At 63.4% G+C, this 19,413-nt stretch carries 20 protein-coding genes; 11 read left to right on the top strand and 9 right to left on the bottom strand.

Annotated features, from left to right (window positions below):
• The first annotated feature begins 1 nt into the window (after nt 1).
• Together hflC and VR863_RS00905 are read left to right on the top strand one after the other, a co-directional pair.
• Nucleotides 2–847 (top strand): protease modulator HflC, encoded by an 846-nt coding sequence (gene hflC, locus VR863_RS00910; RefSeq protein ID WP_324826560.1) that lies wholly within the window; start codon nt 2–4, stop codon nt 845–847.
• A 120-nt stretch (nt 848–967) separates the two neighbouring features.
• Nucleotides 968–2,521: a Do family serine endopeptidase gene (locus VR863_RS00905; RefSeq protein ID WP_324826559.1), complete on the top strand. Its 1,554-nt coding sequence runs from the start codon at nt 968–970 to the stop codon at nt 2,519–2,521.
• Between the two features lie 71 nt (nt 2,522–2,592).
• Here the strand turns inward: VR863_RS00905 and VR863_RS00900 are convergent, their stop codons facing one another.
• Both VR863_RS00900 and msrB read right to left on the bottom strand, forming a co-directional pair.
• Complete coding sequence (locus VR863_RS00900; protein ID WP_324826558.1) at nt 2,593–4,779, bottom strand: PBP1A family penicillin-binding protein; 2,187 nt, start codon at nt 4,777–4,779, stop codon at nt 2,593–2,595.
• A gap of 84 nt (nt 4,780–4,863) precedes the next feature.
• Nucleotides 4,864–5,289 (bottom strand): peptide-methionine (R)-S-oxide reductase MsrB, encoded by a 426-nt coding sequence (gene msrB / locus VR863_RS00895; protein WP_324826557.1) that lies wholly within the window; start codon nt 5,287–5,289, stop codon nt 4,864–4,866.
• A 201-nt stretch (nt 5,290–5,490) separates the two neighbouring features.
• Between msrB and rpsT the strand changes: the two genes are divergently transcribed.
• From rpsT to VR863_RS00875, 4 genes are all read left to right on the top strand, one after another.
• Nucleotides 5,491–5,751: a 30S ribosomal protein S20 gene (gene rpsT / locus VR863_RS00890; protein WP_324826556.1), complete on the top strand. Its 261-nt coding sequence runs from the start codon at nt 5,491–5,493 to the stop codon at nt 5,749–5,751.
• 473 nt (nt 5,752–6,224) lie between these two features.
• Nucleotides 6,225–7,691 carry a chromosomal replication initiator protein DnaA gene (gene dnaA / locus VR863_RS00885; protein WP_324826555.1) on the top strand — a complete coding sequence of 489 codons (1,467 nt, stop codon included), beginning with the start codon at nt 6,225–6,227 and terminating at the stop codon, nt 7,689–7,691.
• 92 nt (nt 7,692–7,783) lie between these two features.
• Nucleotides 7,784–8,215: a DUF983 domain-containing protein gene (locus VR863_RS00880; RefSeq protein ID WP_324826554.1), complete on the top strand. Its 432-nt coding sequence runs from the start codon at nt 7,784–7,786 to the stop codon at nt 8,213–8,215.
• Nucleotides 8,212–8,982: a HesA/MoeB/ThiF family protein gene (locus tag VR863_RS00875; protein ID WP_324826553.1), complete on the top strand. Its 771-nt coding sequence runs from the start codon at nt 8,212–8,214 to the stop codon at nt 8,980–8,982. The genes VR863_RS00880 and VR863_RS00875 overlap by 4 nt, the downstream gene beginning before the upstream one ends.
• 44 nt (nt 8,983–9,026) lie before the next feature.
• Here VR863_RS00875 and VR863_RS00870 read toward each other — a convergent pair whose 3' ends face one another.
• Complete coding sequence (locus tag VR863_RS00870) at nt 9,027–9,737, bottom strand: NAD-dependent deacylase (protein ID WP_324826552.1); 711 nt, start codon at nt 9,735–9,737, stop codon at nt 9,027–9,029.
• A 35-nt stretch (nt 9,738–9,772) separates the two neighbouring features.
• Here VR863_RS00870 and dapB point away from each other — a divergent pair, with 35 nt between their 5' ends.
• From dapB to VR863_RS00850, 4 genes are read left to right on the top strand one after another with little or no spacing between them, the layout of a single operon-like run.
• Nucleotides 9,773–10,501 carry a 4-hydroxy-tetrahydrodipicolinate reductase gene (dapB, locus tag VR863_RS00865; protein ID WP_324826551.1) on the top strand — a complete coding sequence of 243 codons (729 nt, stop codon included), beginning with the start codon at nt 9,773–9,775 and terminating at the stop codon, nt 10,499–10,501.
• Between the two features lie 10 nt (nt 10,502–10,511).
• Nucleotides 10,512–11,372 carry an ion transporter gene (locus tag VR863_RS00860; protein WP_324826550.1) on the top strand — a complete coding sequence of 287 codons (861 nt, stop codon included), beginning with the start codon at nt 10,512–10,514 and terminating at the stop codon, nt 11,370–11,372.
• Nucleotides 11,369–12,019 (top strand): endonuclease III, encoded by a 651-nt coding sequence (nth, locus tag VR863_RS00855; protein WP_324826549.1) that lies wholly within the window; start codon nt 11,369–11,371, stop codon nt 12,017–12,019. Before VR863_RS00860 ends, nth begins: the two co-directional genes overlap by 4 nt.
• A 43-nt stretch (nt 12,020–12,062) precedes the next feature.
• A complete protein-coding gene (locus tag VR863_RS00850) occupies nt 12,063–12,488 on the top strand; it encodes an META domain-containing protein (RefSeq protein WP_324826548.1) in 426 nt (141 codons plus the stop codon).
• A gap of 3 nt (nt 12,489–12,491) precedes the next feature.
• On the opposite strand, the gene VR863_RS00845 is transcribed toward VR863_RS00850, so the two are convergent.
• From VR863_RS00845 to VR863_RS00830, 4 genes are read right to left on the bottom strand one after another with little or no spacing between them, the layout of a single operon-like run.
• A complete protein-coding gene (locus VR863_RS00845; RefSeq protein WP_324827543.1) occupies nt 12,492–13,730 on the bottom strand; it encodes a dicarboxylate/amino acid:cation symporter in 1,239 nt (412 codons plus the stop codon).
• A 26-nt stretch (nt 13,731–13,756) separates the two neighbouring features.
• On the bottom strand, nt 13,757–14,893 hold the full coding sequence (gene dapE / locus VR863_RS00840) for a succinyl-diaminopimelate desuccinylase (RefSeq protein WP_324826547.1): 1,137 nt from the start codon (nt 14,891–14,893) through the stop codon (nt 13,757–13,759).
• On the bottom strand, nt 14,890–15,771 hold the full coding sequence (locus tag VR863_RS00835) for a S1/P1 nuclease (RefSeq protein WP_324826546.1): 882 nt from the start codon (nt 15,769–15,771) through the stop codon (nt 14,890–14,892). The genes dapE and VR863_RS00835 overlap by 4 nt, the downstream gene beginning before the upstream one ends.
• Nucleotides 15,768–16,430 carry a glutathione S-transferase family protein gene (locus VR863_RS00830; protein WP_324826545.1) on the bottom strand — a complete coding sequence of 221 codons (663 nt, stop codon included), beginning with the start codon at nt 16,428–16,430 and terminating at the stop codon, nt 15,768–15,770. The genes VR863_RS00835 and VR863_RS00830 overlap by 4 nt, the downstream gene beginning before the upstream one ends.
• A 106-nt stretch (nt 16,431–16,536) precedes the next feature.
• Between VR863_RS00830 and VR863_RS00825 the strand changes: the two genes are divergently transcribed.
• Entirely contained in the window at nt 16,537–16,956 is a 420-nt protein-coding gene (locus tag VR863_RS00825) for a VOC family protein (protein WP_324826544.1), read from the top strand.
• On the opposite strand, the gene yihA is transcribed toward VR863_RS00825, so the two are convergent.
• Both yihA and yidC read right to left on the bottom strand, forming a co-directional pair.
• Nucleotides 16,953–17,597 carry a ribosome biogenesis GTP-binding protein YihA/YsxC gene (gene yihA, locus VR863_RS00820; protein WP_324826543.1) on the bottom strand — a complete coding sequence of 215 codons (645 nt, stop codon included), beginning with the start codon at nt 17,595–17,597 and terminating at the stop codon, nt 16,953–16,955. The genes VR863_RS00825 and yihA overlap by 4 nt on opposite strands.
• Nucleotides 17,594–19,372, bottom strand: a complete 1,779-nt coding sequence (yidC, locus tag VR863_RS00815; RefSeq protein WP_324826542.1) for a membrane protein insertase YidC — start codon at nt 19,370–19,372, stop codon at nt 17,594–17,596. Before yidC ends, yihA begins: the two co-directional genes overlap by 4 nt.
• Nucleotides 19,373–19,413 lie beyond the last annotated feature (41 nt).

Below are 19,413 nucleotides of genomic sequence, written 5' to 3'. Positions count from 1 at the left end.
CATGAACACGATCTGGCAAGACCAAAAACCGACCATTATCGCTGTCGCGCTGGCGCTGCTCGCGCTGCTCGCGGCTACCGTCATCGTCCCTGAAACCAAGCAGGCCGTGGTGGTTCGCGCCGGTAAGCCCGACCGCGTGGCCAACATGTTCCGCGCCGACCAGCCGTTCGGCGAAACCGGTGCCGGTATCATCTTCCGCGTGCCCGGGTACGAACGTGTGCAGATGGTCGAAAAGCGCATCCTCGATCTCGACATGGATCGCCAGCAGGTTCTCTCGAACGATCAGCAGCGCCTGCAGGTCGATGCCTATGCGCGTTTCCGCATCATCGACCCGATTCGCATGGTCGAAAACGCCGGTACGGAAGACAACCTTCGCACCCAGCTGTCGCCGATCCTGACATCGGTGTTGCGCCAGGAACTGGGCCGCCGGCCCTTCTCCGCCCTGCTGACGGCCGAACGCGGCACCGCGATGGAGAACATCACCCGCACGCTCGACACGCAGGCGCGCCAGTATGGCGCCCAGGTCATCGACGTGCGCATCAAGCGCGCCGATCTGCCCGATGGCCGCCCGCTCGAAGCGGCGTTCACGCGGATGCAGACCGACCGTGAGGAAGAAGCCGCGACGATCCGCGCACAAGGTCAGAAGAACGCGCAGATCATCCGCGCCGAAGCCGAAGCGAACGCTGCGGGCACATACGCCGCCGCCTACGGCAAGGACCCGGATTTCTACGATTTCTATCGTGCGATGGAAAGCTATCGCCGCACCTTCGAGCAAGGTGAAGGCGACAGTTCAATCATCCTGTCGCCCGACAACGAGTATCTGCGGCAGTTCCGCGGGCAGCGTTGACCGTTCGTCGAAGGCGCGCAGGTTCGTTCAATTGGCATTCAGCGCTGCGGGGCTGTGTGTAGTGTGAACGACAGGCACGGTTCGGGCCAGGCAAGGTCCGTCGGGCCGACGAATTTGGATATGGACGAAAAGGAAGTGAAGCCTGTGCGATATGCATATTCCGTAACGAGCGCGCTGCTGGTTGGTGGCGCTGCCATCTCCCTTGCTACCGGTTATCCGGCCGGAGCGCAGGTTGCGCAGAACGACGATAGCCACATGGCCCGTGTCGTCCCGCGCGCCGGGGCACCTGAAAGCTTTGCCGACCTGACGGCGCAATTGCAGCCAGCCGTCGTCAACATCTCGACCCGCCAGCGGATCGAGGTCCAGGCGAACGGCAATCCGTTTGCCGGCACGCCGTTCGAAGGCCTGTTCGGCCGCCCCGGCCAGCAACAGCAGGAGCCGCAATACCGGGAAGGCCAGTCGCTGGGTTCCGGATTCATCATCTCGGCTGACGGCTATGTCGTCACCAACAACCACGTCGTCAGCCCAAGCGGTCGCGGCACGGTGGAAGAAATCACCGTCACCATGCCCGACGGGACCGAATACGAAGCCCAGCTCGTCGGGACCGATCCGCAATCCGACCTTGCGGTGCTCAAGGTGTCGCGACGCGAGGCGTTCCCCTTCGTCGAATTCGGTGACAGCAGCCAGGCCCGACCGGGCGACTGGGTGGTGGCCATCGGCAACCCGTTCGGCCTTGGCGGAACGGTAACCAGCGGCATCGTTTCGGCTGTCTATCGCAACACCGGGTCGGGCGGTGCGTACGATCGCTACATTCAGACCGATGCCGCCATCAACCGCGGCAATTCGGGCGGACCGCTGTTCGACATGCAGGGCAACGTGATCGGCATCAACAACGCGATCTTCTCGCCTTCGGGCGGCAGCGTGGGCATCGGTTTTGCCATCCCTGCGGAAATCGCCGCGCCGATCGTCGAGAAACTGCGTACCGGCGTCGAAATCGAACGCGGCTACCTTGGCATCAACATCCAGCCGGTGACGGACGATCTGGCCGATTCGCTCGGCATCCAGCAGAAGCGCGGCGAAATCGTCCAGGCCGTGCAGCCCGGTGAACCCGCCGCCGAAGCCGGCATCGAACCGGGCGACATTGTCCTCAAGGTCAACAACCAGGACGTGACGCCGGAACAGACGCTATCCTATCTGGTGGCCAACATCCGCCCCGGCACGACTATCCCGGTCGAACTGATCCGTGACGGCCAGATGCGCCGCCTCAACGTCAAGGTCGGCAAGCGTCCATCGGAAGAAGAACTGCGCCAGCAGCAGATGTTCGATCCCGATGCCCAGGACGAAGAAGACATGCAGCCCGGCGAAAACACCGTGATCGAGGAAAGCCTCGGTCTCCAGGTGTTGCCGCTGAACGCGCAGATCGCCCGTCAGCTCGGCGTGGCGGCCGATACCCAGGGGCTGGTGGTTGGCACCGTCGACCCCAATTCGGACGCAGCCCGCAAGGGTCTTCAGCGCGGCGACATCATTCTCACCGCCAATTACCGCCGCGTTGCCAGTGCGGACGATCTCGAAGCCATCGTGAGCGCCGCGAAGAGCGAAAATCGCGAAGCGGTGCTGCTGCGAATTCAGCGTCGCGGCCGTCCGGCAACCTATCTTCCGGTTCGTCTCCGCTAGGACGGACGCAACCCCAAAAACGAAAAGGCCCCCCGTTCGGCTGAACGGGGGGCCTTTTTCTTGTCCGCCGATTATTGCGGCCGGATTATCTGGACATTGGGCGTCGGGATCGGGCGCGGGGCGCGTTCGCGATCCGCACCGGTTGCCTGATCGAGAAAGTCGTCGCCAACCGCCTGCGGTGCCCCGTCGGCGCCGCGAGGCGGCGGCTGGGGCGCCTGTCCCGGACGCTGCGCGCCGGGGCGTGGCCGTTGGCCCTCGCCATTCCCGTCGAACGCCTCGTCGAACGGATCGCGGCGCGGTTCGCCAGAAGTGCCCGGTTCGATCAGATTGCCCTGCTCGTCGATAAAGTAATAGTCGTCCGGGTTGCCCAACAGGTACTCGTCGTCCGGTTCCAGCTGCCATTCGGGCAGCTTCAGATCGGTATCGAACTCCTCGACCGGCCGGTCCTTTACCGCGTAACGCATATAGGCGGCAAACGCGCGAGCAGGCGCAGTGCCGCCCTGCAATCCGCCGACCCGCCCGTTGTCGTCGCGCCCCATCCACACGCCGGTGGTCACGCCGGACGAGAACCCGACGAAATAGCCGTCCTTGTTCGAACTGGTCGTTCCGGTCTTGCCGGCAACCGGGCGACCGATCTGCGCCGCGCGGCCCGTGCCGGTGTTCACGGCGGTTTGCAGCAGGTCGGTGATCCCCGCTGCGACATAATCCGGCACAAGCTGGCTCTGACGGCGCTTCTCGTGCTGGTACAGCAGCTTGCCGTCCGCTGTCGTCACCTTGAGGATGCCATAGGGTTCAACCGAATGGCCCTTGTCGGAAACCGCGGCAAAGGCACGAACCATGTCGATCAGGCGCACCTCGTTCGAACCCAGGACCATCGCGGGATAGGTGTTGATCGGCGTGGTGATGCCAAACCGCCGTGCCATCGATGCGACCGTGCCAAAGCCCACTTCGTTGCCCAATTGCGCGGCCACGGTGTTGATCGAATAGGCAAAGGCGGTGCGAAGGTTGATTTCGCCTGCGTTGCGCCCGCTGGAATTGCGCGGCTTCCAGCCGCCGATATCCACTGGCGTGTCCACCACCCGGTCATCGGGCGTGTATCCTGCCTCCAGCGCGGCGAGGTAGACGAACAATTTCCAGCTGGAGCCCGGTTGGCGCAGGGCATCTGTGGCGCGGTTGAAGCTTGTTTCGACATAGTCGGTGCCCCCGACAAGCGCGAGCACCGCCCCATCCCTGTCGAGGCTGACCATGGCGCCTTGCGCGCCCGCCGGTGTGTTTGCCTTGATCGACGCGGTTGCAGCACGCTGCATCCCCACGTCGAGCGTGGTCCACACCTCGATCGGCTCGAACGTTTCTGGCAGCAGCAGGTCCAGTTGCGGCAGCGCCCAATCGGTGAAGTAACGGACCGAATTCTGGCCCTTCTCTTCCTTGAGGTTCACCGCCGACGGATCCACCGTGACGTCCGGGGGGATGCGCCCCTGCTCCTTCATCAGCCGCAGGACCACGCTGGCGCGGCCAACCGCCGCATCGACATCGGCAGTCGGCGAATAGCGGCTCGGCGCCTTGACCAGTCCGGCGATGATGGCGGCTTCGGCGGTGGACAGCTCGGTTGCGGGATGGCTGAAGAACTTACGGCTGGCGGAATCGATGCCGTAAGCACCGCCGCCGAAATAAACCTTGTTGAGGTACAGCTCGAGGATCTGCTCCTTCGTGAACTTCGATTCCAGCGCCATCGCAAGGATCGCCTCGCGCGCCTTGCGATCCAGCGAGCGGTTGGAATTCAGGAACACGTTTCGGGCCAGCTGCTGCGTGATCGTCGACGTGGCCGACACGCGGCCATCGCCTGTCACCGCGACATAGAGCGCGCGCGCCAGGCCATAGGGATCGATCCCGAGGTGCGAATAGAACCGGCGATCTTCCACCGACACCATCGCATCCTTCATCACCTGCGGGATTTCGTCCGACGACAGCCATTTGCCGAAACTCGGGCCCAATTCGACGATCTCGGTCCCATCGCGGGCACGCACGACGATCGTCTGCGCGGTCTGGGTCGCCTTGAGCTGATAGTAGGTCGGCATCGAGCGGGCCGCGAAAGCGACCGCCAGGCCGAGGAACAAGACGCCGAGCAGCACCAACGCGCCGCCCCACACGACGACACGGCGCAGCCAGCGCCGCCACCGGCTTTGCGGCCGATCCGCCGCGGCGCGCCGGGCCCTGTCGTTGCGTGCCGCCAGTTTCCGGCGACTGCCTCTTTTTTCCATGTGACCCGGGTCACCCCTCAGCTGCTTGCCGCCCTATATCGGCCACACTCTGCAAAGGCGAGGTCTAACCCGGCGTGAACGGAATTAATCCCCGCCCCCATCGTTCGGCGGGGCATCCTCGCCTTCGAATTCCAGGGCGACGCTGTTGATGCAGTATCGCAGGCCGTTTTCGCCCGGACCATCGGGAAACACGTGCCCAAGGTGCCCTTCGCAATTCGCGCAAAGCACTTCAGTGCGCACCATGCCGTGGCTGGTGTCGCGGCGCATTTCGACCGCATCGTTTTCCGCCGGATCGGTAAAGCTGGGCCAGCCCGATCCGCTGTCATATTTCTTGGCGCTGGAGAACAGCAGCTGGCCGCACCCGGCACAGTGGTATTCGCCTTCGGCCTTCATCCCATCGTAGGCGCCGGCAAAAGCGCGTTCGGTCCCGCCTTCGCGCAGCACATGATACTGTTCGGGCGTAAGGGCTTCGCGCCATTCGGCTTCGCTACGGATTGTCTTGTCGCTCAACGCAGGTCCTTTCCTTGCACGCTTGCGCGCATTATATAGGCAACCGTGCACAGGGCGAGGCGTTCCGTTTCCCAAGCATTTGCTTGACGATTCGCAGCACCGCAGCTAAGTGCGCCGCTTTCAGGCGGTCCGACCGCCCCTTTCGCAACGTTTTAAAGAGTTTTCGCCGCGCGGCGCAAGCGCGGCCAATCGAGGACAGACATGGCCAACACGCCGCAAGCCAAAAAGCGCATTCGTCGCAACACCAACCGCGCAGAGATCAACGGTGCGCGCATCAGCCGCATCCGTAGCTTCGTGAAGCGCGTCGAAACCGCGATCGAAGGCGGTGACAAGGATGCGGCCAAGGCTGCCCTCCTGAGCGCCCAGCCCGAGCTGGCGCGCGGTGTTGCCCGCGGCGTGCTCCACAAGAACACGGCGTCGCGCAAGATGAGCCGCCTGACCAAGCGCGTCGCCGCTCTCTGATTCGCTGGCCGGACGGGTCGAAAGGCCCGCAACCGGCTTCGCATCGGACAAAAAGACATCAAGCCGCTGCCACTGGTAGCGGCTTTTTTGTCGTGCCAAATCGGGAGCCGGCGCTCCGACCGCATTCTGCCGAATAATAAACCTAGCGAATCCCGCGATTCGCAGCCGGAAATGCACAAAACCGACGCAATTCCGCCACTTGAACGGCCGCCTGCGGGGTTGCGGTGAGTCAACAACATTATTTCATTTTTTTTGCAGTTATCCCCCTTGCGAGTTTCGCCAAGCGCGACTTAAACAGGGTCTTGCCAGCCAGGAACGGGACAGTCCTGGCTTCACATTCGAACTGCTAGGGGGACCCTCCGAATCCACGGATTCCGGAGAAGGGCGGAGCTTTGCCCGCAAACCTCGACACAGGGGATTTCAGAGGATTGCGGCGCCCGACCGGGCGCCCGCTTGGGGGATTAAGAGCAACAATGGTCAAGGCATCCGACACCGCGGGAGCAAAGCGCAAGGCGGCAGATGATTTCATGGAAGACAGCGAAGCGGTAAATCTCGCGGCGGACTGGTCTGACATCAGCCAGGGCCTGCGCAAGGATCTTGGCCATCAGCTGCACAGCCAGTGGATCAAGCCGATCCAGGTCGGCGGCATCAACAAGGAAAGCGGCACTCTCGACCTTTTCCTGCCGACCGAATTCAGCGCCAACTGGGTCAACGATCGTTTTGCCGACCGGCTCAGCCTGGCCTGGAAGATCGCCCGCAGCGAAGTGCGCCACGTGCGCATTGCGGTTCATCCGGGCCGCCGCCAGGTTGCCGAACTGCGCCTGCATGGCGATGGTCGCCGCCCCGCCAACGATGGCGCCGACACGTCGATGATGGCGATCAGCGCCGATACGCTGGGCGATTCCGGTTTCACCTCCAGCGTCGGCCTCGATCCGTCGCTGACCTTTGCCGCCTTCGTGACCGGCGAAGCCAATGTTCTGGCCTTCAACGCAGCCCAGCGCATGGCCGCAACCGAGAAGCCACAATTCAGCCCGCTCTATCTCAAGGCGGCAACAGGACAGGGCAAGACGCACCTGCTCCATGCGATCGGCCACACCTTCCTTCAGGCGCATCCGCGCAGCCGTATCTTCTACTGCAGCGCCGAACGCTTCATGGTGGAATTCGTCCAGGCGCTCAAAGCCAACCAGATGCTGGAATTCAAGGCACGCCTGCGCAGCTTCGACCTCCTGCTGGTCGACGATATCCAGTTCATCATCGGCAAGGCTTCCGCGCAGGAAGAACTGCTCTACACGATCGATGCGCTTCTGGCAGAAGGCAAGCGACTGGTGTTTGCCGCCGACCGTGCGCCCCAGGCGCTGGACGGTGTCGAACCGCGCCTGCTCAGCCGCCTGTCGATGGGTCTGGTGGCCGACATCCAAGCCGCCGATATCGAACTGCGCAAGAAGGTACTCCATTCCAAGCTCACGCGTTTCGCGCCGCTCGAAGTGCCCGAAGACGTGCTCGACTTTCTCGCCCGCACGATCACGCGCAATGTCCGCGAACTGGTGGGCGGCCTCAACAAGCTGATCGCCTACGCCCAGCTGACTGGCCAGGAAGTCTCGCTCCAGCTCGCCGAAGAGCAGCTGACCGATATTCTGTCGGCCAACCGCCGCCGGATCACGATCGACGAGATCCAGCGCACGGTCTGCCAGTTCTATCGCATCGACCGGTCGGAAATGAGCAGCAAGCGCCGCGCGCGTGCCGTGGTTCGTCCGCGTCAGGTCGCGATGTACCTAGCCAAGGTCCTGACCCCGCGCAGCTACCCCGAGATCGGACGCAAGTTCGGTGGCCGTGACCATTCCACGGTGATCCACGCCGTCCGCCTGATCGAAGACCTGCGCCAGCGCGATGCGGACATGGATGGCGACGTGCGCAGCCTGCTTCGCCAGCTGGAAAGCTGAACCCAGCTCTTCAACATCATGCACACAGCTGATCGACAGCCCTGTTCACAGGGCTGTCGACAGCGCGCGTGCGACAGGCCAAAGGGCGTTCCATGACCGAGCGCCCCGAAATCCGGACCAGCTATGCCCTGCCTGCCAATCTTGGTGGGACCCTGCTGCGCGGTACCCGGTGCCGGTGCCCGCGGTGCGGCGATGGCAAATTGTTCCACGCCTGGCTCAAGCCGCGCGACCATTGCCCGGTCTGCGCGCTCGATATCTCCGGCCAGCGGGCCGACGATTTCCCCGCCTACATCGCGATGTTCGTTACCGGCCACCTGCTTGCGCCGATCATCATCGCCCTGGTGCTGGACTTCGACCTTTCGGCAGGCGCGCTTGTCGCGATTATCCTTCCGCTGGCGGTCGCGATGATGATTGCCCTGCTCCAGCCGGCCAAGGGCGCCGTGATCGCGCTGCAATGGTGGAACGGGATGCACGGCTTTCGCCGCGAACGGGCGCAGGACGATGACGAAGGCGTCCTCAAATGAGCCTGTCGCCAAACCGGCTAGATCGTTTTGCCCGCCACATCGTTCTGCCCGAAATCGGCGGCGCTGGTCAGGTCGCCCTTGGCGGCAAGCACCTCGTCCTGGTCGGCCTCGGCGGCATCGGCTCGCCGGCGCTCCAATATCTGGCCGCGGCGGGAATCGGCAAGCTGACCCTGGTCGATGACGACCGTGTGGAAGCAAGCAATCTGCAACGCCAGACGCTGTTCAACGAACGCGACATCGGCCACGGCAAGGCCGTTGTGGCCAAGCGCTGGGTAACCGGCTTCGATCACGGCCTCGATGTTGCGATCAGCGATCGGCGGATCACGGCCGAAAACGCGCACGACCTTGTGGTCGGGGCGGACCTCGTCGTGGACGGAACGGACAATTTCGCCACGCGGCTCGCGGTGTCGGACGCCTGCGTGGCCGAACGCGTACCCCTGTTGGCGGCAGCCGTCGGGCGTTTTCAGGGCCAGGTCGGCGCCTTTGCCGGGCACTTGCCGGGCGAATCCTGCTATCGTTGCTTCGTCGGGGACGCCTTCGATGCCGAGGACTGCGATACCTGCGCCGAAAACGGGATGCTGGGCGCGATGGCCGGGTGGGTGGCCACCTTTGCATCGCTGCAGGCCATCCGCCTCCTGCTCGCAGGGATCGGCAGCATGGGCGATCCGAAATGGGGGACGCTTTATCTGCTCGATGGGCTGACGCCGAACATGCGCCCCATCACGATCGCGAAAGACCCCGCCTGCAAATCGTGTGGTTGCCCGTAAGTCTACCTGTCCGCTGCCGCGCGTGCCGGCGCCCGTAAGGCGGCCTATCGTGTTCCCGTGCCGAGCATCTCGTCGACCCAGTCGGGAACCAGCTGCGAGGCAGGGCCCTGCCGCGAACGATGGAACCACTGCGATCCCTGGCTGCGTTCAAGGTTGAGTTCCAGCGTTTCTATGTTGAGCTGGCGGGCGTCGCGCACGAAACCGGCCGCGGGATAGACGGCACCCGAAGTTCCGATGGAAACGAACAGGTCCGCACGGTGGATCGCGCTGTAGATACGCTCCATCTCGTAGGGCATCTCGCCGAACCAGACGACATCGGGCCGCAAGGATCGCGCCTCGCATACCGGGCAAGGCGGCCGATCGATCATCGGGCCGGTCCAGGGCGTTCGCGCGTCGCACGATGTGCACCATGCGTTGAGGTGCGTTCCATGCATGTGAAGCACCCGGCGCGCACCGGCGCGTTCGTGCAGATCGTCCACATTCTGTGTCACGATCAGCAATTCACCCTGCCATTCGGCGTCGAGACGGGCGATCGCGTCATGCGCGGGATTGGGCCGTTTTTGCAGGATCGCTTCGCGCCGCATGTCGTAAAACCGCAGCACGAGTTCGGGATCGCGGGCGAACCCTTCGGGCGTCGCCACGTCTTCGATCCTGTGCTGTTCCCACAATCCACCGTCGCTGCGGAAGGTATCGATCCCGCTTTCCGCCGATATTCCCGCACCGGTCAGGACCACAATGTTGCGAATGTCAGTCATCGGGGCCATGAAACACGCCAGACAAGGGAGTGGCAATGGCGCGTATCGGAATTATTGGCAGCCAGGGTGCGATGGGGCGGGCGATAGCCGACATCGTCGAGGCTGGCGCGCATACGCTGGCTGGCGGAATCGACAAGGGCGGGGATGCCGCCAACCTGGCCGACGCCAGCGATGTGCTGATCGATTTTTCCGCGCCCGTGGCGCTCGAGGGTAACCTTCATGCGGCAATCGGCGCGGGCGTACCGCTGCTTGTCGGTACAACCGGGCTGGAAGAGCGGCATCACCGCGCGATCGACGATGCGGCGCGCGCGGTGCCGATCCTGCAGACGGGCAACACATCGCTCGGCGTGACCTTGCTGGCCCATCTCGTGCGCGAAGCGGCGTCCCGGTTGGGCAGCGACTGGGATATCGAAATCGTTGAAATGCACCACCGCCGCAAGGTCGATGCGCCCAGCGGCACGGCGCTATTGCTGGGCGAAGCGGCCGCTTCGGGCCGCGGCGTGATCCTTGACGACAACCGCGAAAGCGGACGCGACGGACACACCGGGGCGCGGCGCGAAGGCGCGATCGGCTTTGCTTCGCTACGCGGCGGAACGGTAACCGGCGAACACAGCGTCATCCTTGCAGGCGAAGAGGAACGGCTGACCCTCTCGCATAGCGCGGAAAACCGTGCCATCTTCGCGCGTGGAGCGGTAAAGGCGGCCGAATGGCTGATCGGCAAGGAGCCGGGCCGCTACCGGATGGGGGACGTTCTCGCACTCTGAGGGGCAGGCGATGGGGGGATTTAGGCACTTTCTGTACCGCCAGCTCGTCGTCGGGGCCGAACCCGACGGGCGTCTGACCTGGCTCAACCGCCTGCTGATCCTCGTCATCATACTGGCCGTAGCGTCGGCCGCCATGTCCACCGAACCCACCGTGCCCCAACGCTGGCACGATGCGCTGGTGTTCGCCGAACTGGTGTTCGGTTCGATCTTCCTGCTCGAATATCTTGCCCGCATCTATGCCGCCGCCGATGCGCCGGGCACCGAAAGCGCCTGGCGCAAACGCTGGAAGTTCATTCGTTCGCCGCTGGGGATCATCGATCTGATCGTGGTCGTCACAACGCTGATGCCGCTGGTGACCGCCGATGGCGCCATGCTGCGCACCGTGCGCCTGCTGCGCGTGATCGCGGTGATGAAGTTCGGACGCTTCTCCAAAGCCGTCCTCGAAGTCTGGCACGCGGTATCGGAACGGGCGGACGACCTGATCGTCACCGCCGCGCTGGCGTTCATATTCGTGCTGTTCGGTGCAACCGCGCTGTTCATGATCGAAGGCACGATCCAGCCCGATGTCTTCGGCTCGATCCCGCGGGCGCTGTGGTGGGCGGTCATCACGCTGACCACCGTGGGGTATGGCGATGCCTATCCGGTCACCGCGCTGGGCAAGGGTTTCGCCAGCATCCTGGCCCTTTCGGGCATCGCGTTCGTCGCCATGCCCACGGGCATCATCGCCGCCGCCTTTTCCGATGCGATGCAGCGCCGGCGCGACCAGAAGATCGACGAAATGCGCCGGCATCTCGAACGGCTCGACGAGGAGGACGAACGCGTCCAGGCCAAGCTGGCCGCGCTGGAACGGGCGAACCATCACCACCCATGACCAAAGACCAGATCTTCGAATTCTTCCGCCGCCTGGCGGAGGATAACCCTTCGCCAGAAACCGAACTGGAATATGGCAATTGCTTCCAGCTGGTGGTGGCGGTCGCCCTGAGCGCACAGGCCACGGATGTCGGCGTGAACAAGGCGACGCGAGCTCTGTTTCGCGAAGTGAAAACGCCGCAGCAGATGCTCGACCTTGGCGAAGAAGGGCTGAAAGATCACATCAAGACAATCGGCCTGTTCAACTCCAAGGCCAAGAACGTGATCGCGCTAAGCCAACTGCTGGTCGACGAATACGGCGGCGAGGTGCCCGACACCCGCGAAGACCTCGTCCGGCTGCCCGGCGTGGGTCGCAAGACCGCCAATGTCGTGCTCAACTGCTGGTTCGGGCATGAGACCTTCGCGGTCGACACACACATCTTCCGCGTTGGAAACCGCACCGGATTGGCCAAGGGCAAGACGCCCGAACAGGTCGAGGCGAAGCTCGAAAAGCGCGTGCCCCAGCCCTTCCGCATCGGTGCGCATCATTGGCTGATCCTCCACGGCCGCTACGTCTGCAAGGCGAGGACGCCGGAATGCTGGCGATGCAAGGTGGTGGATCTGTGTAGCTACCGGAAGAAGGTGTTGGAGAAGCCGAAGGGACGGTGAGCAGCGCCCGGGATAGGAAGGTGGACACGCGCGTTTCCTTGAAATGAACGTGATCAAATCGAGCTTCATCGCAGGTGCGATCTTCCTCGGGGGATGCATGACGCCGTTGCCGGTGGCCGAAAAGTCGATCGACCAGGCGTCCATTCTGGGTCAATGGGATCTCGAGCGGGTTGATCGACACCCTATTGCCAATGCGATCTCGCTCGAATTCAGGGCAGACGGCCAGGTCAGTGGGGCAATCGAGTGCAACACTTTTCTGACCGACTACCAGATCAGCGGCCAAAAAATCGAATTTGGCACCGCCATCATCACGGCCGCAGGCTGCCACCCGCGCTTCGATGCTGAACCGCAACTGGTCGAGCAGGCTGAATCGGCGCTGTTTGCATTACCACCAGCCAGGATCAGCGAGGATGGCGATACTCTCATCCTGAGAGGATCGAGCGTCCTCGTGTTCCGGCGAGTCCGCTAATCGTCAGACATCGTCCGCCGAGACCATCTCGCCCCGGTCGATCTCGCCCGTCATCACTGCCACCGTGGTCGCCACGGCGGCATCGCCGCTGACGTTGGTGGTGGTGCGCATCATGTCCATGATCCGGTCCACCCCGGCGACGAAAGCGATCGTTTCCAGCGGCACGCCGACCGCGCCGAAAACCAGCGCCATCATGATGAGGCCCGCGCCCGGGATGCCCGCCGCGCCGACCGCGCCCAGCGTCGCGAGGACCGAGATGAGGAAATAGTCGCCCATCGTCAGATCGACCCCGAACACCTGCGCGCCAAACAGCGTGGCAAGGCCGAGATACATCGCCGTGCCGTTCATGTTGATCGTCGCGCCGAGGCTGATCACGAAGCTGGCCACAGAATTCGACACGCCGAGGTTCCGCTCGGCGCAGCGCAGCGTGACCGGCAGCGTCGCATTGGAGCTGGCGGTCGAATAGCTCACCGCCATCGCGTCGATGATCCCGCGGAAAAAGTCCTGCACCGGCAATTTGGCGAGGAATTTGATCATCGCCGAATACATCACGAAGATGATCAGCAGGCAGCCGAAGTAGTTGAGCGCAACCAGCTGCGCGAGCGCCGAGAGCGCATCCATGCCCAGCGTGCCGGCCACCCACGCCATCAGCGCGAAGACGCCGAAGGGGGTCAGTTCCATCACGATCATGGTGACCTTCTGCATGATCACCGCGCCGCTATCGAAGATCTTCTGGACCGGCTCGCCTTCTTCCTTGGCCATCAGGATGCCGATGCCGATCAGCATGGAGAAAACGATCAGCGGCAGCACCGCCACATCGGCCATCACCTGCACCGGGCTTTCGGGCACGATCGACAGGATCATGTCCACCGCCGTGGTGGGATTGGGTTCGGGCGTCACGCCTTTGGAAATGGCCGAGGTATCGACCCCGCTGCCCGGGGAAAAAAGCGTTCCCAGACCAAGGCCCAGCCAGACCGCGATCTGGCCGGTGATCACGAACAGCAGCATGGCGCGACCGCCGACAGCACCCAGCTTGCGCAGATCGCCGATGGCGGCAACGCCCGAAACGAGGCTGAAGAAGATCAGCGGCACGACCAGCATCTTGATCGACTTGATGAAGAAATCGCCGATCCACTTGATGCTTTGCGCCTCGGGCCCCCACGCCCAGCCCGTCAGAACACCAAGGATCAGCGCGGTCAGCACCCGCTGCCACAGCGGAATTTCAAACCACGTTTTCAGCATTTCCATCCCCTTGCGTGCCGGTGTTCTTATTGCGCCAGCGCATCCTTTGCGACGCGTGCATAGATGCGGCTTAGCGTGGACAGGTCCTCTATGGCCACAGCTTCGTCACGCTTGTGCATGGTTGCATTGACCAGGCCGAATTCGATGACCGGACACACCGCCCGCAGGAAGCGGGCATCGGACGTGCCGCCGGTGGTCGACGGTTCGGGGTCGACCCCGGTTTCCGCCTTCACCGCCCTGGCGATGATATCCGAAAATTCGCCGGGAGGCGTCAGAAACGGTTCGCCCGAAATGATCGGCAGTGCGGTTCCGCCATGCTTTTCGGCAATCGCCCCGATCAATTCCGAAAGCGATGCGCCCGAATGCGTATCGTTGAACCGGATTGAAATTCGCGCCTTCGCCGTGGCCGGAATCACATTGTGCGCGTCGTTCGGCACGTCGAGTTCGGTGATCTCGAGGTTGGACGGCTGGAACCAGTCCGTCCCTTCGTCGAGCACCAGCGCGTCGAGTTCGGCGAGCATGGCAACCAGCTTGGGGATCGGATTGTCCGCCAGATGCGGGTAGGCGACATGGCCCTGCACGCCTTCGACTTCCAGCCAGATATTGACCGAACCGCGCCGGCCGATCTTCATCATGTCACCCAGCCGGTTGACCGAAGTGGGTTCACCCACGAGGCACAGGTCGGGCTGGTGGTTTTCCGCCCGCATGAAGTCGATCAGCGCGCGCGTCCCGTGGAGCGCGGGGCCTTCTTCGTCACCGGTTATGATGAAGCTGATTGTCCCGGCATCCTGCGGCACTTGGGCGGCGGCATCGACCATGCAGGCAATGGCGCCCTTCATGTCCACCGCCCCGCGCCCGTACAGCAATTCGCCGCGAATCTCCGGCTCGAACGCTTCGCTCGTCCACCCCTTGCCCGGGGGGACCACGTCAAGGTGGCCGGCAAAGGAGAAATGCTTCGATCCCGCTGGCCCGTGCCGGATCGCGAAAAGATTCTCGACCGGTGCCTCGGGCGATCGGGCCTCGCCGTCGCCACGGGTAAACCGCGTGATTTCGAAGCCAAGCGGGGCGAGCATCGCTTCCATAGTATCGAACACGGTGCCCGTGGCCGGGGTGACGCTGGGGGCAGCCATCAGCCGCCGCGCAAGGTCGAGTGCGTTGCTCATGGGGCACGTTCCGCCTGCGGCAGGGGGCCGGGCGCAAACGCTTCGTCCAGCATCCGGGCCATCCGCAAACCGGCCTGCGTCACGCGCTGGCGGGCCACGGGGGCGGCCGCCTCGATATCTTCCTGCGTCAACGCCGCTGTATCGGGCAAATCCCCGTCACAGGCGGCCCGGTTGAAGGCGTTGGGATAGACGAAATCACGGCTGATCTGCCAGCTTTCCCGCCCCCAATCGGCCGGTGACCCGCCGCCCAGTTCGGCGCGTTCGTCCGCGCTGTATCGGCGCACGATCGGTTCGGGCGCAGAGGTGATGGCGCGTTCGGCCAGGGGGCCGTCCCAGATCCAGTGCAGGTTGAGGCCGGGGGCGTTGCCGTACGCCGTCTCGATCGCGTTGCCGCCGCGGTCGTCATGGTCGCCCGAATGGAGCGGCATGTGAACGTCGCCGATGAAATGCACCAGAAACGCGAGCGCTTCGAGCCGGACATTGTCGGGCAGGGTTTCGTCGGCAAGCACGCGCTGGTTGCGTTCGATCTGGGCGAGGATGCAATTGCCCCCCGAGCAGTTGGCGCGCGCGTTGTAATCTTCGCACACGCGCGTCGTGCGGTAATGCCAGGCGAAGGTGTACCCCCAGCGCCAGCCTTCGCCGCGCAGGCAATCGGGCCAGACCGATGCATCTTGCAGCGAAGCGAGGCTGCAATCGGGCGTGCCGAGCTGCGGCGCGGCCCTGATCAGCCGTGCGATGCCGGCCCGTGTCTCGGGCGTCACGTTTTCCATGGCAACATCGGCTGTGACAGTGTGCGCGTAGAACCCCCAGGCAAACGCCTGCGACGGAATCAACAGCGTAGCGAGCGCCGCGAGCAGCGCCCCGACGATCCGTTTCATCCTACCGACTCGTACTGTTCGATGACCCATTCTTCGCTTTCCGATGCCTCTACCCAGGCCTGCATCCATTCGTGTTCCCACGACGCTTCCATGTAGGCAGCGGCAAAGCCCGGGACCGGGATCTGGTAACTGATGAAGCGACTGACGACCGGGGCAAAGAACACGTCCGCGGCGCCGAACGTGCCGAACAGGAACGGGCCGCCGTTCCCGAAGCGTGCCCGCGCTTCCGCCCACAGGCCCAGCACGCGCACGATATCGGACTTGCAGGCATCGGAAGGTTCGAAGCCGTCGAACCGTTTGCGGACATTCATCGGGCATTCGCTGCGAAGCGCCTGGAAGGACGAGTGCATTTCGGCAACCATCGATCGGGCCATGCCGCGAGCGACCTCGTCCTTGGGCCAGAAACGGTCGCGCCCGACCTTGTCGGAAAGATATTCGAGGATCGCCAGGCTGTCCCACACCACGGCTTCGCCGTCCCACAGGATCGGCACTTTGCCACTGGAGGGCTGTGTGCCGCCATCGCCGGACTTCAGTTCGTTCCAGGCCTCCCCGAACATCGGGACGGTGATTTCCTCGAACGACAGGCCCGACTGCTTGGCCGCCAACCAGCCGCGCAGGCTCCAGCTCGAGTAATTCTTGTTGCCGATAATCAGCTTCACAAACGCTTCCCCTGCGATTTTGCCCGGCGGTATAGGTTCACTTTCCCGCTGTCGAGACTGAACGACATGGCTAGGCGGGCGTCGAAGTCTTGGCTAGATACAGTGTATGAACCTTCGCCCTTTCCACCTCGCCTTTCCGGTCGATGACCTGGCGGCCGCGCGCGCATTCTATGGCACGACGATGGGATGCCGCGAAGGCCGCAGCTCGGACGAATGGATCGATTTCGATTTCTACGGGCACCAGATCGTGACCCATCTCGCGCCCGGCAATGCGGGCGACCGTGCCAGCAATCATGTCGATGGGCATGGTGTGCCCGTGCCGCACTTCGGCATCGTGCTGGAAATGGCGGACTGGCAGGCGCTGGCCGACCGGCTTACCGCAGCCGGGGTGGACTTTGCGATTGCGCCGACGATCCGGTTCAAGGGGCTGCCGGGCGAACAGGCAACGATGTTTTTCCGCGACCCCAGCGGCAACGCGCTGGAGATGAAAGCCTTCGCCAGCGACGATATGCTGTTCGCGACCTAGACGCCGGCGTCGCCCAGCACTGCCGCACGCAGTTCGCCGATACCCATGCCCTTTTCCGCGCTGGTGACGTGGATTTCAGGAAAGGCTGCAACATGCTTGCGCGCCTCGGCTTCGGTCAGGGCGATGACCTTTTCCAGTTCGCTCGCCTTGATCTTGTCGGCCTTGGTGAGGACGACCCGATAGCCGACGGCGGCTTCGTCGAGCATCTTCATCATGTCGCGGTCGACGTCCTTGGGGCCGTGCCGCGCATCGACCAGAACCAGTGTGCGGGCCAGCACCGCGCGCCCGCGCAGGAAGGTCTTCACGAGGTTCTTCCACTTGTCGACCACCTTCACGGGGGCCTTGGCAAAACCGTATCCGGGCATGTCGACGAGGCGGAACAGCGTAGGCTCGCCCACCTCGAAGAAGTTCAGTTCCTGCGTGCGCCCCGGCGTCACCGATGCGCGCGCAATTGCCTTGCGCCCCGTGAGGGCGTTGAGCAGCGAGCTCTTCCCGACGTTCGACCGGCCGCAGAACGCGATTTCCGGCACGGTCGGTTCGGGCAGGAATTTAAGCTGCGGGGCGGACAGGAGGAACTCCACCCTGCCCGAAAACAGCTTGTTCGCGCGCTTTTCCAGCGCGGCGAGGTCTTGTTCGGTCATCCGGCTACCTTGGCTTTCTCGGCCTTTTCGGCCTCCGCTGCGGCCTTGAGCTGCGGATGCTTTGAATACAGATACTTCTGCTGCGCCAGCGTGAGGATGTTCGAGGTGACCCAGTAGAGCAGCAGACCCGCAGCAAACGGTGCCATCACGAACATCAGGATCCATGGCATGATCGCAAAGACCTGCTTCTGGACCGGATCCATCGCACTGGGGTTGAGCTTGAAGGTCAGCCACATGGTGACACCCAGCAACACCGCCAGAACGCCAAGGCCGAAGATGAACATCAGCCAGCCCGGCACCTGGATACCGACCAGCGACAGCGCGTTGGCCAGATTGGCCGGATCGGGCGCGGAAAGATCGGTAATCCAGGCAAACTTCTGGTGGCGCATTTCAATGCCGAGGACGAGCACCTTGTAGAGTGCGAAGAAGACAGGGATCTGAAGCAGCATCGGCAGGCACCCTGCCACCGGATTGACGCCTTCCTTCTTGTAGAGCGCCATGATTTCCTGCTGCTGGCGCTGCTTGTCATCCTTGTGCTTTTCCTGGACCTCTTTCATTTTCGGCTGGATCGCCTTCATCGAGGCCATGCTGGCAAAGCCCTTTTGCGCGATCGGGAACATCAGGCCGCGAACGATGACCGTCAGCAGGATGATGGCCACGCCGAAATTGCCAACCGCATCGAACAACGTGCGCAGCAGCCACAGCATCGGCTTTTCAAACCAGCGGAACCAGCCCCAGTCGATTGCCAGGCCGAATTTTTCGAGGCCCGCATTCTCGTAGGTGTCCAGGATTGCGCTTTCCTTCGCCCCTGCAAAAAGGCGCGACGAAGTCGACGTGATGCTGCCGGCCGGAACCGTTACCGGCTCGTAGATCATGTCGGCGCGGTAGGTTTCGTTGCCCATTGCGCGGAACGTGGTGTCGGGCGCGGTGCCGTCCTGCGGGACAAGCGCGGCGAGCCAGTAGATGTCGGTAAACCCGGCCCAGCGCGTGCGCCCCTCGGGCGTAACGCGGGCGTTTTCGTCGAGATCGGAATAATCGACATCGTAATCGGCGCTGTCGCCGAAGACGCCGATCGGACCCGAATGGGCGATCCACAGGTCCTGGCTGGCGGTGCGGCTGGTGCGGTTCACCAGCCCGAACGGCTGCACCACGACCGGTGCCCCGCTGCGGTTGGCAACCGATTGTTCGGCCGTGATCATGTACTGATCGTCGATCGCGTAACGGATGGTGAAGGTCAGGCCTTCGCCATTGTCATGCGTCAAGGTAACGGGGGTATCGGCGGTCAAGCTGTCGCCATCGGCGGTCCACAGGGTCTGCGGACCGGGAACCTTCAGGTTCGCCCCAACCCACCCGAACTGCGCGAACTGCTGGGCAGGCGTGCCATTGGGCGAGAAGATGCGGATCGGACCACTGTCCTTCTGGCTGGTTTCGGTGTGATCCTTGAGCACCACGTCATCGACCACGCCACCGCGCAGATTGATCGAACCGGCAACGCGCGGAGCGTCGATAGCGATGCGATCCGGTGATGCGAGAGCGACCTTGATATCAGCCTGTTCCTGCGCCTGGGCGACCGGGTCCACCAGGCCGCCATTGCGCGAATGCTGCGTCGCCGCACCATCCTGCTGACCCGACGGACTGGCCGGGGGCGCATTCGTCACTTGTTCCACCAGCGATTCTTCCGGCTGGGGGTAGAAATACTGCATCGCGTAATCCCACCCGATGAGGAGCAGGAATGAAAGCGCGATGGCTAGGATCAGGTTACGCTGATTTTCCAAGTTCGGTCCCGTCGTAGTCAGTGCAAATCGTTATGTGGGGA

The organism is Qipengyuania zhejiangensis, assembly GCF_035607565.1.
GTDB classification, from domain to species: Bacteria; Pseudomonadota; Alphaproteobacteria; order Sphingomonadales; family Sphingomonadaceae; genus Qipengyuania; species Qipengyuania zhejiangensis.
This window is presented reverse-complemented; position numbering and strand designations above follow the sequence as displayed.

Bases quoted from the DNA above. Each gene is read 5' to 3' on its own strand.
- VR863_RS00860 (WP_324826550.1), top strand. From the start codon at position 10,512: ATGGGGGGATTTAGGCACTTTCTGTACCGCCAGCTCGTCGTCGGGGCC.
- dapE (WP_324826547.1), bottom strand. From the start codon at position 14,893: ATGAGCAACGCACTCGACCTTGCGCGGCGGCTGATGGCTGCCCCCAGC.
- hflC (WP_324826560.1), top strand. From the start codon at position 2: ATGAACACGATCTGGCAAGACCAAAAACCGACCATTATCGCTGTCGCG.
- dnaA (WP_324826555.1), top strand. From the start codon at position 6,225: ATGGTCAAGGCATCCGACACCGCGGGAGCAAAGCGCAAGGCGGCAGAT.
- VR863_RS00845 (WP_324827543.1), bottom strand. From the start codon at position 13,730: ATGCTGAAAACGTGGTTTGAAATTCCGCTGTGGCAGCGGGTGCTGACC.
- dapB (WP_324826551.1), top strand. From the start codon at position 9,773: ATGGCGCGTATCGGAATTATTGGCAGCCAGGGTGCGATGGGGCGGGCG.
- VR863_RS00875 (WP_324826553.1), top strand. From the start codon at position 8,212: ATGAGCCTGTCGCCAAACCGGCTAGATCGTTTTGCCCGCCACATCGTT.
- VR863_RS00850 (WP_324826548.1), top strand. From the start codon at position 12,063: ATGAACGTGATCAAATCGAGCTTCATCGCAGGTGCGATCTTCCTCGGG.
- VR863_RS00905 (WP_324826559.1), top strand. From the start codon at position 968: ATGGACGAAAAGGAAGTGAAGCCTGTGCGATATGCATATTCCGTAACG.
- VR863_RS00880 (WP_324826554.1), top strand. From the start codon at position 7,784: ATGACCGAGCGCCCCGAAATCCGGACCAGCTATGCCCTGCCTGCCAAT.
- rpsT (WP_324826556.1), top strand. From the start codon at position 5,491: ATGGCCAACACGCCGCAAGCCAAAAAGCGCATTCGTCGCAACACCAAC.
- VR863_RS00825 (WP_324826544.1), top strand. From the start codon at position 16,537: ATGAACCTTCGCCCTTTCCACCTCGCCTTTCCGGTCGATGACCTGGCG.
- VR863_RS00870 (WP_324826552.1), bottom strand. From the start codon at position 9,737: ATGACTGACATTCGCAACATTGTGGTCCTGACCGGTGCGGGAATATCG.
- nth (WP_324826549.1), top strand. From the start codon at position 11,369: ATGACCAAAGACCAGATCTTCGAATTCTTCCGCCGCCTGGCGGAGGAT.
- yihA (WP_324826543.1), bottom strand. From the start codon at position 17,597: ATGACCGAACAAGACCTCGCCGCGCTGGAAAAGCGCGCGAACAAGCTG.
- VR863_RS00900 (WP_324826558.1), bottom strand. From the start codon at position 4,779: ATGGAAAAAAGAGGCAGTCGCCGGAAACTGGCGGCACGCAACGACAGG.
- VR863_RS00835 (WP_324826546.1), bottom strand. From the start codon at position 15,771: ATGAAACGGATCGTCGGGGCGCTGCTCGCGGCGCTCGCTACGCTGTTG.